Annotated in this window: 9 protein-coding genes; 2 read left to right on the top strand and 7 right to left on the bottom strand. The window is 35.0% G+C overall.

Annotation, left to right across the window (positions count from 1 at the left end; translation table 11 throughout):
• Position 1: 1 nt before the first annotated feature.
• The 7 genes from OEV98_RS06795 to OEV98_RS06825 all read right to left on the bottom strand — a co-directional run bounded on the left by OEV98_RS06795 (position 2) and on the right by OEV98_RS06825 (position 13362).
• Complete coding sequence (locus tag OEV98_RS06795; protein WP_263072469.1) at positions 2–688, bottom strand: IspD/TarI family cytidylyltransferase; 687 nt, start codon at positions 686–688, stop codon at positions 2–4.
• Between the two features lie 274 nt (positions 689–962).
• Positions 963–1847, bottom strand: coding sequence for a UTP--glucose-1-phosphate uridylyltransferase GalU (galU, locus tag OEV98_RS06800; protein ID WP_263072470.1), 885 nt, complete (start codon positions 1845–1847; stop codon positions 963–965).
• An 85-nt stretch (positions 1848–1932) separates the two neighbouring features.
• A complete protein-coding gene (tagH, locus tag OEV98_RS06805) occupies positions 1933–2745 on the bottom strand; it encodes a teichoic acids export ABC transporter ATP-binding subunit TagH (RefSeq protein WP_263072471.1) in 813 nt (270 codons plus the stop codon).
• Positions 2746–2932: 187 nt separating this feature from the next.
• On the bottom strand, positions 2933–6517 hold the full coding sequence (locus OEV98_RS06810; protein ID WP_263072472.1) for a CDP-glycerol glycerophosphotransferase family protein: 3585 nt from the start codon (positions 6515–6517) through the stop codon (positions 2933–2935).
• Between the two features lie 322 nt (positions 6518–6839).
• On the bottom strand, positions 6840–8246 hold the full coding sequence (locus OEV98_RS06815) for a DUF6270 domain-containing protein (RefSeq protein WP_263072473.1): 1407 nt from the start codon (positions 8244–8246) through the stop codon (positions 6840–6842).
• Between the two features lie 198 nt (positions 8247–8444).
• The gene (locus OEV98_RS06820) at positions 8445–9269 is read right to left on the bottom strand and encodes an ABC transporter permease (protein WP_263072474.1); all 825 of its coding nucleotides are present in this window, start codon (positions 9267–9269) and stop codon (positions 8445–8447) included.
• Positions 9270–9561: 292 nt separating this feature from the next.
• Positions 9562–13362: an N-acetylglucosaminidase gene (locus OEV98_RS06825; RefSeq protein ID WP_263072475.1), complete on the bottom strand. Its 3801-nt coding sequence runs from the start codon at positions 13360–13362 to the stop codon at positions 9562–9564.
• 651 nt (positions 13363–14013) lie between these two features.
• Between OEV98_RS06825 and tagD the strand changes: the two genes are divergently transcribed.
• Both tagD and OEV98_RS06835 read left to right on the top strand, forming a co-directional pair.
• On the top strand, positions 14014–14412 hold the full coding sequence (gene tagD, locus OEV98_RS06830) for a glycerol-3-phosphate cytidylyltransferase (protein WP_263072476.1): 399 nt from the start codon (positions 14014–14016) through the stop codon (positions 14410–14412).
• 348 nt (positions 14413–14760) lie between these two features.
• On the top strand, positions 14761–15381 hold the full coding sequence (locus OEV98_RS06835; RefSeq protein ID WP_263072477.1) for a stage II sporulation protein M: 621 nt from the start codon (positions 14761–14763) through the stop codon (positions 15379–15381).
• The last annotated feature ends 87 nt before the right edge of the window (positions 15382–15468 follow it).

The following is a 15468-nucleotide window of genomic DNA, read 5'->3' on the forward strand; positions in this document are numbered from 1 at the left end:
CCTATTCCCCCATTAAAATAGTTTCTTTGTAAATCGCCTCTGCAATTTTACGATCAATTGGCTTCGTAATTTTTATATTGTACTCACTACCTTGTAGAATGGTAATGTCTGAATGGTAGTAGTGAAAATATAAACTCGCATCTTCAGTAAACTCTAGTGCATCCTCTCTCGCACATTCATGGGCATATAATAATGTTTTTGTATTGTATTTATGTGGTAGTTGTACGTTCACTAATTGATCACGCTGCAAATTACCATCTACCTTCGTGGTTCCCTGCAAAACGGTGAACGGAATATCCAATCCGAAAATAGCGTTTTCATTTTTTTCTTGTATGAGTGTTTGGAACATTTCCTCTGTAACAAATGGACGAACAGCTTCATGGATGATCGTATTTTCATAGCTTGCTTGCTTAAGCCCTTTATAGACAGATTCCTGACGGGTTTCCCCACCTTCAATACAATGAATCGGTGTCGTAAAACCATACTCGCGAATAACTTCCTCGGTTTTTAAAAGGAAATCAGCTGGACATGTAACGATAATTTCTTTAATTTCTGGAATGCGATCCACCTTTTCCAACACATGAATAAAAATTGGCTTTCCCGCAAGTAATAAAAATTGCTTCGGAATATTTAACTGCATTCGCTTTCCAATACCGCCTGATAACAATACCAAACTATAATCTGCCATGATGACCTCCCGTTTTCATTACAATTTTTACGATTTGTAAATAAATTTTTACTTTTAATTAAATTTTTATTTATATTAATTTATTATAATATTAAATTAACTAAATTTATAGGTCTATTCTCTCAATATTTATATGATTTTAAATTATTTTCAAGAAATTGTTGGAAATGGCAAAATTGTGGATGTATGAAAACGGTTATGTTGATATTTAGGCGAGCGTTCCTTTTTTCTATTAAAAAAGCACCTAGCTTATACGCTAGATGCTTCTTCCTTCTTACAATTTAATTTTTTCTGCATCAATTAATTCTTTAATAAAATCATTTACTTGCAGTTTTAGTTCTTCATCTTGTAATGCAAATTCAATCGTTGTTTTAATGAAGCCGATTTTTTCACCGACGTCAAAACGTTTTCCTTCAAAATCATATGCAAATACTCGTTGGATTTGATTTAATTGTTGAATTGCATCCGTTAATTGGATTTCTCCACCAGCACCAACCATTTGTTTATCTAAGAAACTGAAGATTTCTGGTGTTAAAATATACCGACCTAAAATTGCTAAATTCGACGGTGCCGTACCTGGCTCCGGTTTTTCTACAAAGTTTTTCACTTGATATAAGCGACCATCTTTTGATAATGGGTCAATAATTCCATAACGATGGGTTTCATTTTCTGGTACTTGCTGCACCCCGATGACAGATGCATATGTTTTATTGTATTGATCAATTAATTGTTTTAAGCATGGAACTTCATTTTGAACGATATCATCACCCAGTAGAACTGCGAATGGCTCATCTCCGATAAATTGGCGTGCACACCAAATTGCATGACCTAATCCTTTTGGTTCTTTTTGACGAATATAGTGGATATTTCCTAGCGTAGAAGAATAGCGTACTTTTTCTAATAGCTCAATTTTTCCTTTTTCTTCAAGATTTTGTTCAAGACTTGGTGCATTATCAAAATGGTCTTCAATGGCACGTTTTGTTTTACCGGTTACGATAATAATATCTTCAATCCCGGCTGCTACTGCTTCTTCTACAATATATTGAATGGTAGGTTTATCAACAATTGGGAGCATTTCCTTTGGCATAGCTTTCGTTGCTGGTAAAAATCTCGTTCCCAATCCTGCTGCAGGTATAATTGCTTTTCTTACTTTTTTCACTTTATGTTCCTCCCACGTTATGAATCATCTTCTAATAGAATATACATAATCGAGACGGTTTGTACTTTCGCTCGCGAAATTCATTCTATAGATTTGTCATGCTTCCTAACACATCTTTTTGCCGTTCATATGCTGCCTGTCTGTAGAGTTCTCGCTCTTTATTTGTCTTTTTCTGCCAGTCCTTAATGAATGTCTCATATTTCGGTAGTATTTCTTCGGTCGGACCGAAATCACGTACCATACCGAACTCTAGCCATAATACTTTATCGCAAAACTGTTTCACTTGACCGAGAGAGTGAGAGACAAAAATCATTGTCTTCCCCTTTGCTTTAAATTCTTTCATTTTTGCTAAGCTTTTCTCAGCAAAGGCTTTGTCCCCAACAGATAGCGCTTCGTCAATAATTAATATTTCTGGATTAACGGTTACGCTAATGGCAAAACCTAGTCGTGATTTCATCCCACTGGAATAAGATTTCACCGGCTGATCAATAAATTTACCAAGCTCAGAAAACTCAATGATACTTGGCTCCATTTCTTTAATCTGCTTCTTTGTAAATCCAAGCATTAAACATTTCAGCTCAATATTTTCTCTTCCAGTTAATTGGTTTTTCAGACCTGCTGAAACTGCAATTAAGGAAGCTTCCCCATTAATTTCTACCGTTCCAGTCGTTTGGGGAACAATACCTGCGATAATGTTTGAAAATGTTGATTTACCTGAGCCATTAATCCCAAGAAAACCAATGACATCTCCTTTTTCCGCTTCAAAATTTACATCTGCCAGGGCATAAAAATCTTCCCCATAGCTTCTTGGGGTGATTAAGTCTAGAAGACGTTCTTTTGTATTACCATAGAGCTTATACTTTTTTGTAATATGTTTTGCAACGATTGCCTTTTCCACATTTCCACCTGCCCCGAACCTACTCTGTATAATAACTAATTTTAGCATATTTAATATCTTTCATTCTTACTAAGAAGAAATAAGCAAAACAAGGCTTTCAATGAGTCCCTACGTTTTTTCGGGCACTCATCCAAAGCTTGTTTGTACAACATGCCTTTTGGGCTAACTTAGCAAGCAAGTGACTTATTTATCTACCTTCTAATACCCGTAAGAAAGAGTCCATTGCTTCCTTATTATAGTTTACATAGTCAAATTTAGCAGGCTGGAATTCTTCAAAGTTTTCCGCTACATACGTCAATCCTTTTTCTAAACCATCCACGCTATCTTCCACTAGTAATCCGTATTTTCCATCTTCCAATACGGTACGATTAGCTACAATATCTGTTGCCATAATTTTCATTCCAAGTGTCATCGTTTCTAATAGCACCATCGGTTGGCCTTCATAATGGGAGGATAGTACAAAGCAATCACATTTCTTCAAGAATGGGAATGGATTGTCCAGTTGGCCCATTAAAAAGACAGAATCGGCTATGTTTAACTTCTTAATTAATCTTTCCAAATCATCCTTTAGCGGACCTTTCCCAAGAATATATAGTCTTGAATTTGGATGCTGTTCATGGAATTTGCCAAAGGCCTCAATTAAATTTCCTTGCGCCTTTTCTGGCGATAATCTCCCCATGTTCACAAAGTTTAAGTAGCCTTCCGAAGGATATGGCACAAATCGTCCATCTATATATGCACCAAGTAGCTCTTGTACTTCAAGTGCCGCACCATCTATCCAACCAAGCTCCTTGCCATCTAATTCGATAAGGCAATAAGTCGTTTCTGTTGTTTCTGCTTCTTTTTTAATTACAACTTGTTTCCCTTGTAAATCGGAAAGATCTTCCTCGATTAATTGGGCATCCTCTTGTAATTCTGGTTTTGTCCATAAGGATATACCTACGGTTTCGACGATAATAGCCAATTTGCTTACTTCTTTTTCTTTCACTAGCACCGGACCGTCGACAAAGTCAAATGCACTCGTTTCTAAATATCCGCTTATTTTCCCTGCAATTGAAAAATGATAATATGTCCCTTTTGCGGTTTTACTAATTCGTTTTAGCTCTGCAAGCTCATCCTTATATTCCATTGCATCTGCTTTTTTCTTCGATTTATAACTTGGATATGCCTTCGTCCAAATTACTTTATTTCCAGGATTCGTAATGGTTGCAAAAGTTTTTTCTTCAAAGAATGTTTCTTCTAATATACGGTTTGGCAGACTTTCCACTAGTTCATGATATTTTGTATAGTTTTGCGAAAGCATCTTGTCACGTTTCGCTTGTTCCATTTCTGGTAAGAACTGTAGTGCTCGTTTATCAATCCAGCCTAATATCGTTTCACCAATAGAAACACGACAGTATGTCCCGTGAATGGTTTCTGTTTCTTTATCCACCGTAAATAAAATTCCTTTATAATCGTCTAATCCAGACACACGTTTGCTTCCTGGGAGATTATACGGTTCTGTACGAATAGAGTGACCCTTCGTTTTTTCGATTTTCGCGATGCGATCCACTGTTACTTCACTCAATGGCTGGTCATCGGTTAATTCGATTGCATTGTTATTTATCCAACCGATGCTTTGATTTTTATAGCTGAATTTATAAAGCGTTTCTTCTCCTACTTTTGCTTCTCTTATAATTAACACGACTGCATTTTCATAGGATTTATCCAATTGGAATGTTGATGCATTAATATTCCCTGGAATGGTGTTCCAAACAGGAAAATCCGTTACATTACGTAAAATACCATGGGATTTTAATGAAGTTGTCTCCACTTTATTTTCCGTATGTCCAATTGCCTCTTGATCATTTTGCGATGTACCTAAAATTTTATCAGGGTTAATCGTGTTTAACACATAATCAAATTTATCTGCATCTGCATATTCGATTAAATTCTTTTTGTTTAACTCCATCGTACCTACTGAAACGCTCACTAGCTTATCAAAGCGATGATAAACCGAGAATAACCCACGCAAATTAATACGGTGTGGTCGTTTACCTTTCACTTTCCGTTCACTATCGGAAAGCAGGTCATTATGCATAAAGCAAATCTTCCGCTTCGCATCAAGGGCTAATAAATATTTCGCCCAGAAGAGACTGTATCCACTAAAATCAATCGTATAGTCAAAATGAGTGTTGCCAAATAAGCGACGACTTTCACGTTTATATGCTTTTTCTGGATAGAATTTTTTCCCTAAATAGCCACGTTCCCCACGGTTATGCACAAATTTATCTTTATAAACTTCAAATAATCGGTATGCAGGGATACCTGGTTTAAATAAGAAGCGTACATTTTTGTTTACACGATCAAGATTTTTCAAAACCTCTTGTGTGTTCGATGATTGTGTAAAGCACGTAACATCAAAACGTTCAAAGTCAATATTGTTCATTAAATTAATAAAGGAGGAGGTTATCCCATTATCGCGCATACCACCTGGATAAATGATAATTTTTTCTTTATCGTTATAAACTGATATTTCATTTAATTGGTTGCCATTTCTTAAAATTAACGTATCCGTTATTCTTGCGGTAACTTTCCCATCTTCGTAGTTAACAAACTGGTTTTGCATATTTTCGTAATTTGCCCGACAGTCATTTTGCACTTGCTCAAGGTTTTGAATGGCATTTACAAGCTCTTTTGCATTGTACAAAATTGGTCCTGGTAAAGCTTCATTTGGAAAATATTGACCGCGTTCTTCACTATAGACATCTGCATCCCATGCGTAAAATAAGATTGGACGACCTGTCACTAGAAAATCAAAGAAAATACTAGAATAATCGGTAATAAGTACGTCTACAATTGACTGAAGTTCATTTGCATCAATATAATCTGGTATTAATTTTCCATTTAATTCTGCATAAGATGTTGCTTGCTTGTAAAGAAACGGATGAACTTTAATTAGAATATTGTATTCATTTCCAACCTTGCTTGCTAGCTCGCTCATATCCGCGATAATCTGTAACACATCATCTTTCGGAGTAGAAACACTATTGCCCTTCCAGGTTGGGGCATAAAGAATATTTTTTTTCTTTTCATCCATTTTTATTCCTAAAGAACGTAAGTAAATCATAAACTTATTACGATCCGTATTTAACGTTAAATCAATCCGTGGGTAACCTTCTTCAATGATTTTCCCTTCATACAGGCCTCTTAGCTTATAGCTTTCTGTATACACTTTTGTTGTATGCGTATTCGGACTTAAAATATAATCTGCCGACAAAAAGTTGCGCAGTACATTTTGGTTTTGTGCTGGATTTCCCGGTATATCAAAGCCCATATGCTTAAGCGGTGTACCATGCCAAGTATTGATATAGGTTTGTCCATCCTTAGGTATGTAAAATGTTTGGAATGTGGAATTATTGATTAAATATTCACATGAAGCTAAATACTTTAAGTACTCTTTTGAATTTCTTTGGACAAACTTAACATTTGTGTATTGTTTATATAAATCAATCACTGGTTGAACGGCATTAAAATCTTGAATAGACCAAATATGTACATAATCTTGGTATGCTGGATTGTTAAGCATGTACTTAAACATTGCATACGGATTATCTGTTATCGAATTCCCATCCCTGCTTTCATAGAGAATGGTATTCTTTTGAATTGGTAAATCATCATAATATTTTGCATAGACATTCGCCCGACGATGATTTTCCCGTAGAACATATTTAGCTATCGGTCCTACTAAAAATGCAATTTTCCGCTTTAATATCTTTATCTTACTTTTCACTTCAGCATGCTTCTCCTTTTAACAATTTATTTCCTTTTTTATACGGTTTCTATCATTCGTACAAAATAGAAATTATTTGGTTTTAATTTCCCCTGAAAGCGCGCAGTTATACGAGCATCTAAATCGAGCGGGTAACTCCACCCGTTTTGCTCCAAGCAATCCTATGGAATACTATCGATAACTACTATAACAAAAAATGAATAATTTATCGATTGAATCTATCATTTTCTAAACTTCGAACAAATAAGTGCAAAGCATTAAAACAACACCACTTTGCACTTAATTATTCGGATACTTATGTCCTAAAACAATGTTAGGACTATTACTTACTTTTTAAAAGTTTTTTCATAAATCCGCCTAAATCGTTCGCTTTCTTGCTTACTCGTTGCTTTTCATCCTGTTCTTTACCTTTTACAAGCTGAATATTTCGCCACGATACATGTCCGTTTTGCATTAAATATGGGCCAACCTTTAAGAATTTCCCTGTTTTCGGCTTAAATACATGTGTATAGCGTACCCATGCACCGTTTTGGATTTTCTTAATTGCATCTAATTTAATATTTTCATGCCAGACACATTCCTTTTGCAGTACATGGTCAATTTTGTTGTACGTACGTAAAGAAAAGATAAAACGATCGGCATCTACCTTTTCGACATCTTCCACTTTAATATCAAAGGAAAGTGTAAATTCCTGGCTACCATTCGTATTGATTTCTACTGGATTTGACCAGAGCTGGCGGTAAGCCTTCTCTTTCAGCCCAGATTTATTAATAGAAACGATAGCCGCATTTGGTAAATCATTTTCTGGTTTCAAAATTTCAAAATCATCTTGCCAAAAAGTCCAATACGCTTTTCCTTCGTTAAAGGAAGAATTACGAAGCAAATTGTAATTTGCCACCGGCTCTTGAACAATATCAGCAGTCAGCATTTTCTTCGTCTTATATAAGTCCTTCATAATGATACTTACTAATTTTGTTGTAAAGTCTTGATAAAAATCAGGGGTGTAATGCACATAGAAATATTCCCACGTATGGTTTTCATCCGAAACATATTCTTTATCATAATGGATAAAGAATACATCTGATGCATAATTCTCCTCAAAATATTGATAAAAACCATCCAACCAACTATTAATCTGATCTACGTCGACATTCTTATATTTTCCGGATTCACTAATACGTTTCAATTCTCCGCCATCCGCTGGCTTGTAAAAATCTGTAAAGTGCACTTTATTTACAATAATCTTTATTTGCGGAAACTCTTTTTTCATTCTTACCATAAAGGCATCGATTGCCTTTTTCCAGAGCTTCATATATTCATCATATTTTGTTTCAATCTTAATAGTCTCTGTCCACTCAAATTGATTGAAAAATGGTGTCCGCTTATATAGCCATGTTTTATCCGTTAAAAAACTATCGCCAACTTTTATTACTCCAAAATAGACATCCGCGTAAAAATCTAAAATTAAATAATCGGGATTCATTACGCGCATCGAGTCCCAAACGCTCTTTGTCAGATCGGTTAAAAGAATTTGTTTATTGAAATCGGTAAGATCACCAGACATTGACTTTGGTAAAAATGGTATCGGATCAGCCATTAACGAAATCATCGATACATGGTTTTGTGTTAACACACATTGATAAAATTGTTTATAGTCCTTAATAAACTTCGAATTAAATGAATCCCTACTTACACAGCTACCAATTACCGCAAGCTTAATATCACTCATTGTTTATGCTCCATCCTTTAGTTTCCCATTTTATGCTGACGCTGTTTTCAGATGGATTGTTGTTTTTTAAGTAGTAAATAAAGAACAACAATCCTCTGGAAAACAGCAAATGCTAAAGAATAACTCTCTGCCGCGCTTATCTTCCATTTGGAAAATCATCTGGTTTGGTAGATTTATTCTATCAATTTGTTACGTTTTTTATAAGAAATCAATAAAGTTTTTCCGTAATTTCACATGAATGGCTGCACCAAATAAATAAAGCACAAGAACAAATGCCCAGAAGTAAAGCGTGTATTGCCATTCATCAATGAAGTACCAACCTGTACCAAAAAATGCCGCACGATAGCCCTCAATTAAATAGTAAAGCGGGTTTAATTTCATAATAAAATTAATCGTCGGATTATCGATAACCGAATGAATCGGCCAAAGTACTGGAGATAAATATAAAAACATTCGTAAAACCGCATTGATGAACATATGTACATCACGGATTATTGTTGATAATGTTGATGTTATTAATGCAAGAGCAAACATAAAAATAAAGGTTGCTAAAATAAAATAGATTAACTGTAAATAATATATATTCACAAACCAACCTAATGTTTGCAAAATGATAATGGATATTACGAGCATCACCAAATGAACATAGAACTGTGAAAAAATCACAAAGTTCGGAATGATACTCATTGGAAAGTTCATTTTCGCTAGCATTCCTAATCGAGAATAGATGGATTTTGAACCTTGTATCGTTGCCTGATAAAAGAAATTCCAAAGGATAAAACCACCTAATAACCACGCAATAAATGGTACTGATTCCCCTGGCACCACTTCAATATCTGCTCTACTACTAATACTGCCAAATACAAACCAATAGATTAAGATTTGGATAAATGGATTAATAAATTCCCATGACATTCCTAGATAATTTCCTTTATTCTTGCTAACTAGCTCATACCATGAAAGTCTTCCAATTAAATATATATTCGCTAACTGTTCCTTCAAAACTAACACTGCAGATTTCATCCAATAATATCCCTTCACGTTGTTGTTTATTGTTAAAATAAAGCATGTAGAATAACTATTTCACATCGCAAATTTAGCTCTTATGCCTTTTCAAATTATACTAATAATAAAAATAAAATACAATAAACGTAATGGATTCGAAATAGAATCTTAACATGGAATTCTTTATTATTTCAGGTGAATCTTGAAAAACTATTATCCTACTTACAATATCATTTAGTTATAAGCATCTGTCCAGTAAATTGAACACAAAAAAGCCGTAAAATCGTAAACGATTCTACGGCACTTTTAATTATTCTGCTTTATAAACTGGAATTTCTAGCTTGACATTGATAATGCCTAGCTGTTGATACAAATTATACATGGTAGAAAGTTGCTTAGAAGCCCAACCGATATCTGATGCATATTGGTGGGTTGCATAACCATATTTCTCCATACCAGCAGGATTCCAACGCATTTCATATATCGTGTTTTGTCCTGCCTTAATGTAATTTGTTCCAATAAATCTAGCACCACCGACAATTGCTTTATAAGGTGTTGTCCAGCCATTTTCGTATGCTGTTTTTGCTCCACCATTTTCCGCATCGCCATCAACAGCACCAATACCATACATATTGTAAACCTTCACGCCATTATACATTACACCGTTAGCTAATGGAGACTTACCATTTCCGGTTTCTAAAACAGCATGTGAGATAAGATAAAGGTCGTTTATTCCATTTTGATTAGCTGCATCAATGAACGCTTGACCCATATTACTCAAAATCCCTTTACCAGCAAGATATGCATTAAGCTGGCTGACCGTCGCATCACTTGGTTGTGCTAAGTCTAGGAATTGGAATCGCTGGATTGGATCATTGATGAAGTTCAATGGATTTAAGTAATATAATACATCCGCTTGGATTGCATCTACCCAAGTATTATGATTAAACTCGATAGCGTACCAATCTCCAGCTGTAGCAATTACACGAACAATATCCCCATTTTTCAAGCTGCCAATCGCTTTGTATTGTCCGCCTGGTCCCGTTCTAACATTCAAGGTACCAGATGTAAGGACTACTCGACCATTTACAATATAATCTTTGCTTACATATGCATAATTTTGGTCTGTTTGAGGTTTCAGAGTTAAGCTCATTTGCATTGCCAATGCTTCGCTTAATTTAACATCATAAGCTTTATTTATGATGCTATCCGCTCCAACATTGTTACTATGGATATACACCGTTACCCCATTAATTTTGCCTCGATACCAAGTATTTCCGCCAACATCTAATGTAAGGTCAGCAATAAAGACATCTCCTTGATCATTCGTAAGGTTTGTAAAGACAACATCTTTTTCTCCACCCCACGGATCTGTGTAAGCCCAACCTGTACCTTTTAGATAGAATACCTTTTGGCTACCACTCACAGTTGTTAACGAGTAGGATGTTAAATCACTCGCTTTCACCCAACCAATCATGATATTTGGTTCTCTACTGAGCAAATAATAATTTTCTTCGTTTAATTTTGCTTGCTTATTAATGTAATAAACGTGATCTCCATAATTAGATCCTACAACCGAGTAAGAACCTAAATTATTTAGATTACCGTATATTTTAGCGGTAGCATTTTTAAACTTCCCTAAACGAGTTACAGAGCTTTCTACCGTATTCTTCACATTATTGCTGTGAATATAGACAGTTTGGCCGTTGATTTTCCCGCGGTACCAAGTGTTGTTTCCAATGTCTAAAACTTGATCAATTGGGAATGCTTGATTTATATAACCCGAAAGGTTTTTAAAGGTGGCGTCCATATTTCCACCCCAAGGCTCTGTATAAGCCCAACCTGAACCAGTTAAATACAATGTTTTTCTCTCACTGCTGATGACCTTGTACTCATAAGAAGTTATATCGCTTGCCTTCACCCAACCGACGACTCCTTGTGTAGTACTAGGTTCTCTGCTAAGTAGATAGTAAGTAGCTCCATTATATTTCGCTTGACTTTGAATATAATAGACATAATCTGCATAGCCACTACCTGCGATTGTGAAAGTATTCTGATCCGTTAAATTACGGTAAATGCGAACATTTGCGTTAGTATATTTTCCTAGACGGCTTACTGAGGTTTCATACACAGTAGCGACATTATTAGAATGGATATAGACGGTTTGTCCGTTAATAGTTCCACGGTACCAATCGTTATTTCCAATATCTAATGTTTGTGTTACTTGGAATGCTTGTCCTTTATAAGATGTTAAATCTTTAAAGATAGCATCCGTATTTCCGCCCCATGGCTGGGTATAAGCCCAACCGGTTCCAGTTAAATATAACGTAAAGCTTTGATTATTTTTCTCTTCATACGGATTGGACGTGAGGTCACTTGCTTTGACCCAACCTACCACACCTTCTGTTGCACTTGGTTTAGTACTTAGAAGATAGTAAATAACTCCGTTTCGAGATGCTTGTTTCTTAATATAGTACACATGGTCAGCATATCCTGTCCCTGCTGTTGTATAAGAACTTAGTGTAGCAAGATTTTGATAAATACGGACATCTTTATTTTTATATTTACCTAGTCTGTTAACTGCGCTTTCTTCAATAGATACGACATTGTTGGAATGGATGTATACCGTTTGTCCGTTAATCGTCCCACGGTACCAATCGTTATTTCCAATATCTAATGTTTGTGTTACTTGGAATTTATTTCCCCCGTAACTTGTTAGATTTTTGAAAATAGCATCTTTATTTCCACCCCAAGGCTGTGAATACGCCCAACCGGTCCCAGTTAAATATAAAGTAAAGGTTTGGTTACTTTTCTCTTCATAAGGATTTGTTGTTAAATCACTTGCTTTAACCCAACCAACGATACCTTCTGTTGCACTCGGTTTTGTACTTAAGAGATAGTAAGTAACTCCGTTTCGAGTCGCTTGCTTTTTAATATAGTACACATGGTCAGCATATCCTGTCCCTGCCGTTTTATAGGAACTTAAGCTAGCAAGGTTTTGATAAATACGAACATCCTTATTTTTATATTTACCAAGTTGACTTGTTGAGCTTTCTTGTATCGAAACAACATTATTGGAATGGATATATACCGTTTTACCGTTAATTGTTCCACGATACCAGTTGTTGTTCGCAATATTCAGAGTTTGCGTCACCTGGAACGGTTGACCTTGATAGGCAGTTAAACTTTTAAAAATAGCATCTACATTTCCACCCCAAGGCTCTGTATAAGCCCAGCCTGAACCGGTTAAATATAAAGTAAAGGTTTCCGTACTAGTTTCCTCGTATGGATTAGTTGTTAGATCATTTGCATTGACCCAACCAACTATACCTTCTGTCGCACTCGGTTTTCTACTAATTAAGTAGTACGTCTGATCATTTATTGTTACTTGTTTCTTAATATAATAAACATAATCAGCATAGCCTGACCCAATCGTAGTGTAATGGTTAAAATCTGTTATATCTTGGTAGATTTTTCCCGATTGATTTTTAAATTTCCCTAGGCGACTTGTTGAAGATTCGGTTGCCTTTGTCACATTGTTCGCATGAATATAAACAGTTTTACCGCTTATTGTTCCACGATACCAATTATTGCCTCCGACATCCATTGTTTGTGTTACTTTGAATGGTTGACCTTTGTAAGTGGTTAAACTTTTAAAGGTAGCATCTTTATCTCCACCCCATGGATCTGTATATGCCCAACCAGTTCCTTTCAAATACAAGGTGAATGTATTTTCACTTGTTACTTCATAGGAATAAGAGGTAAGATCACTTGATTTTACCCAACCAACCACACCCGATGTAGGTTCGGTGTTAATGGAATAGTAAATAGTATTATTTACTGTTGCCTGTTTATCAATATAGTACACATGATCTGCATAAGCGGAACCAGCAGTACGATATTGATTTAAATTGTTTAAATCCGAGTAAATTCGAACAGTGGAAGCGTTGATTTTCCCCAATCGATTCGTTGGCGTTTCAACAACGCTACTTTGCACCACTACATTTTCTCCATTTGTTTGGGAAACCGTGCCTTCAGCAAAGGCTACATTGGCAACTAATGAAGAAAATAGTAGGATTGCAAAAAATGATAGGATGATTCTTTTCCTCATTAATAACCTCCTCGATCTTATAACACTATTAAATTCTTTTACCACGCATCCCCCCTCGTAGTATATTTACAACACGCTAGTTTGCTAACTCATGATGCAATGAAATCACCGAGTCGAATTTTATCAAAATTTGTACTCGGGCTTCCATTTTATATTTTAATACATTGATAGGCTATTTGCTATAATCATTATTTACTAGTTTTTAGGTATAATTACTATTTTTTAATAAAAAAGCATGCGCCACATTCCATATCCGTTGAATACACTACAAAAATGTTAAAATATTTGTTTTCAGGAAAACGGAAATTTTTATCTTGCAATCCATGATTTTATGCCTTTTATATAAAAACTTTCCATTTTTAACATAAATGTCTCTTTGTTTATTCCCGCTGAATATGTTAACTTAGTAAACAAGGTAAAGAATTTGTAAAGATATTGTATATTTACTTTATCGGTAAAGGATTTATAATGTAATTATGTATGGAAACTGTTTAAATTTGTCGAACTATGAAAATTATATTTTATTAGATTAAAAATATTAACTTATAGATTTCTCATGACAGGCTTTTATGGAATTTTGTTATGAAATGCTATGGAAAAAATTAAATGTGTAGCCTGATTTGAAATCACGACTACAAGGAGGAGTTTCATTTGAAAAAAGTTATCACATACGGTACATTCGATCTTCTTCATAATGGACATATTAATTTATTACGCAGAGCTAAAGAATATGGAGATTATTTGATTGTTGCGATTTCATCTGATGAGTTTAATGAACTTAAAGGGAAAAAAGCATACTATTCTTTTGAGCAACGCAAAGCGATTTTAGAGGCTATTCGTTACGTGGATGAAGTTATTCCTGAGCATACTTGGGAGCAGAAGATTGAAGATGTACAAAATCATGATGTAGATGTTTTTGTAATGGGCGATGATTGGGAAGGAAAATTTGACTTCTTGAAAGATTATTGTGAAGTTGTTTACTTACCAAGAACTGTCGGAATTTCTACAACGAAAATTAAAAAAGATTTAAAAGGTGTATTAAGCCGATAATTGTATGAAATAGAAATAGAGGGAAACTGATAGCCAGATGGTTATCAGTTTTTTTCGTGGAGTGATATGATTGGCATATAGTGCTTCCATTTTTCCAGTCGTATGACAATTGACCATGGAGGAAATATTAGCGATAACATCGATTATTTATAGTCTAAAAGGGCTAGCTATGTTTGTATAACGGTCTATATTAGGTAATCTTACACTGTCATTTATTCCGCTTGTTTAATACAATATAAAATAAAACTTGTCCAAATATTGTCTATTTTGGAATGTGGACAAATATATATAGAGGTGAATGTTTTTATTCTTTTTTCGTTATTTGCAGTGATTTAAGGGGGTAGTTTTTTGAAAAAAGTTTATCTTGAGCAATGGAGAATTTTTAAACAATCTTATTGGAAATTATTCGTTAGCTTTTTTATTTTATTTCTTGGAAGTGGCGTAATTGTTTATTCCGCTTTAATTAATCATACCGCACTTGTGGAAAGCTTGATGAGTCAGGTTTACGAAATGTTTGCTGAAAAAGATTTGATGGATCCTGATACTACCTCATTGCAGCTTGCCCTTGGCTTGTTTTGGAATAACTCCACCGCATGCTTGTTGATTTTCCTTAGTGGATTTATCCCGATTTTCCTACCGGCAATTGTGATAGTCATTTTAAATGGCGGTATTTTAGGTGTCGCATTCGCTTCCCTTCATTTAATTGGTCAATCGATTTTAACCGTCCTTTTCGCAGGTATATTGCCACATGGGATATTTGAAATTCCGGCCATCATTTTAGCTGGTGCACTTGCATTTTATATTAGTTCCGGAATCTTTAAAAAGATTAATTCTGATACTTTTTCATTTAAAAAGGTCGCGAAGAATGCAACAATGACATTTGTATTTGTTTGTGTACCGCTATTGATTATCGCTGCAATTATTGAAGCGTTTGTTACACCGTTGATTTTGGACGGGTTTATGATGTAGGTTGGAGATGGCTTGGTTCTTAAGGAATCTGGCCATTTTTTATTGCTCGGTCTTGAGAGTTCGGATTGTTTATCGGATTTATCTTTT

Origin of the sequence: Perspicuibacillus lycopersici, from assembly GCF_025660475.1 — a bacterium.
Classification (GTDB): domain Bacteria; phylum Bacillota; class Bacilli; order Bacillales; family Caldibacillaceae; genus Perspicuibacillus; species Perspicuibacillus lycopersici.

Excerpts from the sequence above, each read along its gene's own strand:
- OEV98_RS06795 (WP_263072469.1), bottom strand. The coding sequence starts at position 688 with ATGGCAGATTATAGTTTGGTATTGTTATCAGGCGGTATTGGAAAGCGA.
- OEV98_RS06815 (WP_263072473.1), bottom strand. The coding sequence starts at position 8,246 with ATGAGTGATATTAAGCTTGCGGTAATTGGTAGCTGTGTAAGTAGGGAT.
- OEV98_RS06820 (WP_263072474.1), bottom strand. The coding sequence starts at position 9,269 with ATGAAATCTGCAGTGTTAGTTTTGAAGGAACAGTTAGCGAATATATAT.
- OEV98_RS06825 (WP_263072475.1), bottom strand. The coding sequence starts at position 13,362 with ATGAGGAAAAGAATCATCCTATCATTTTTTGCAATCCTACTATTTTCT.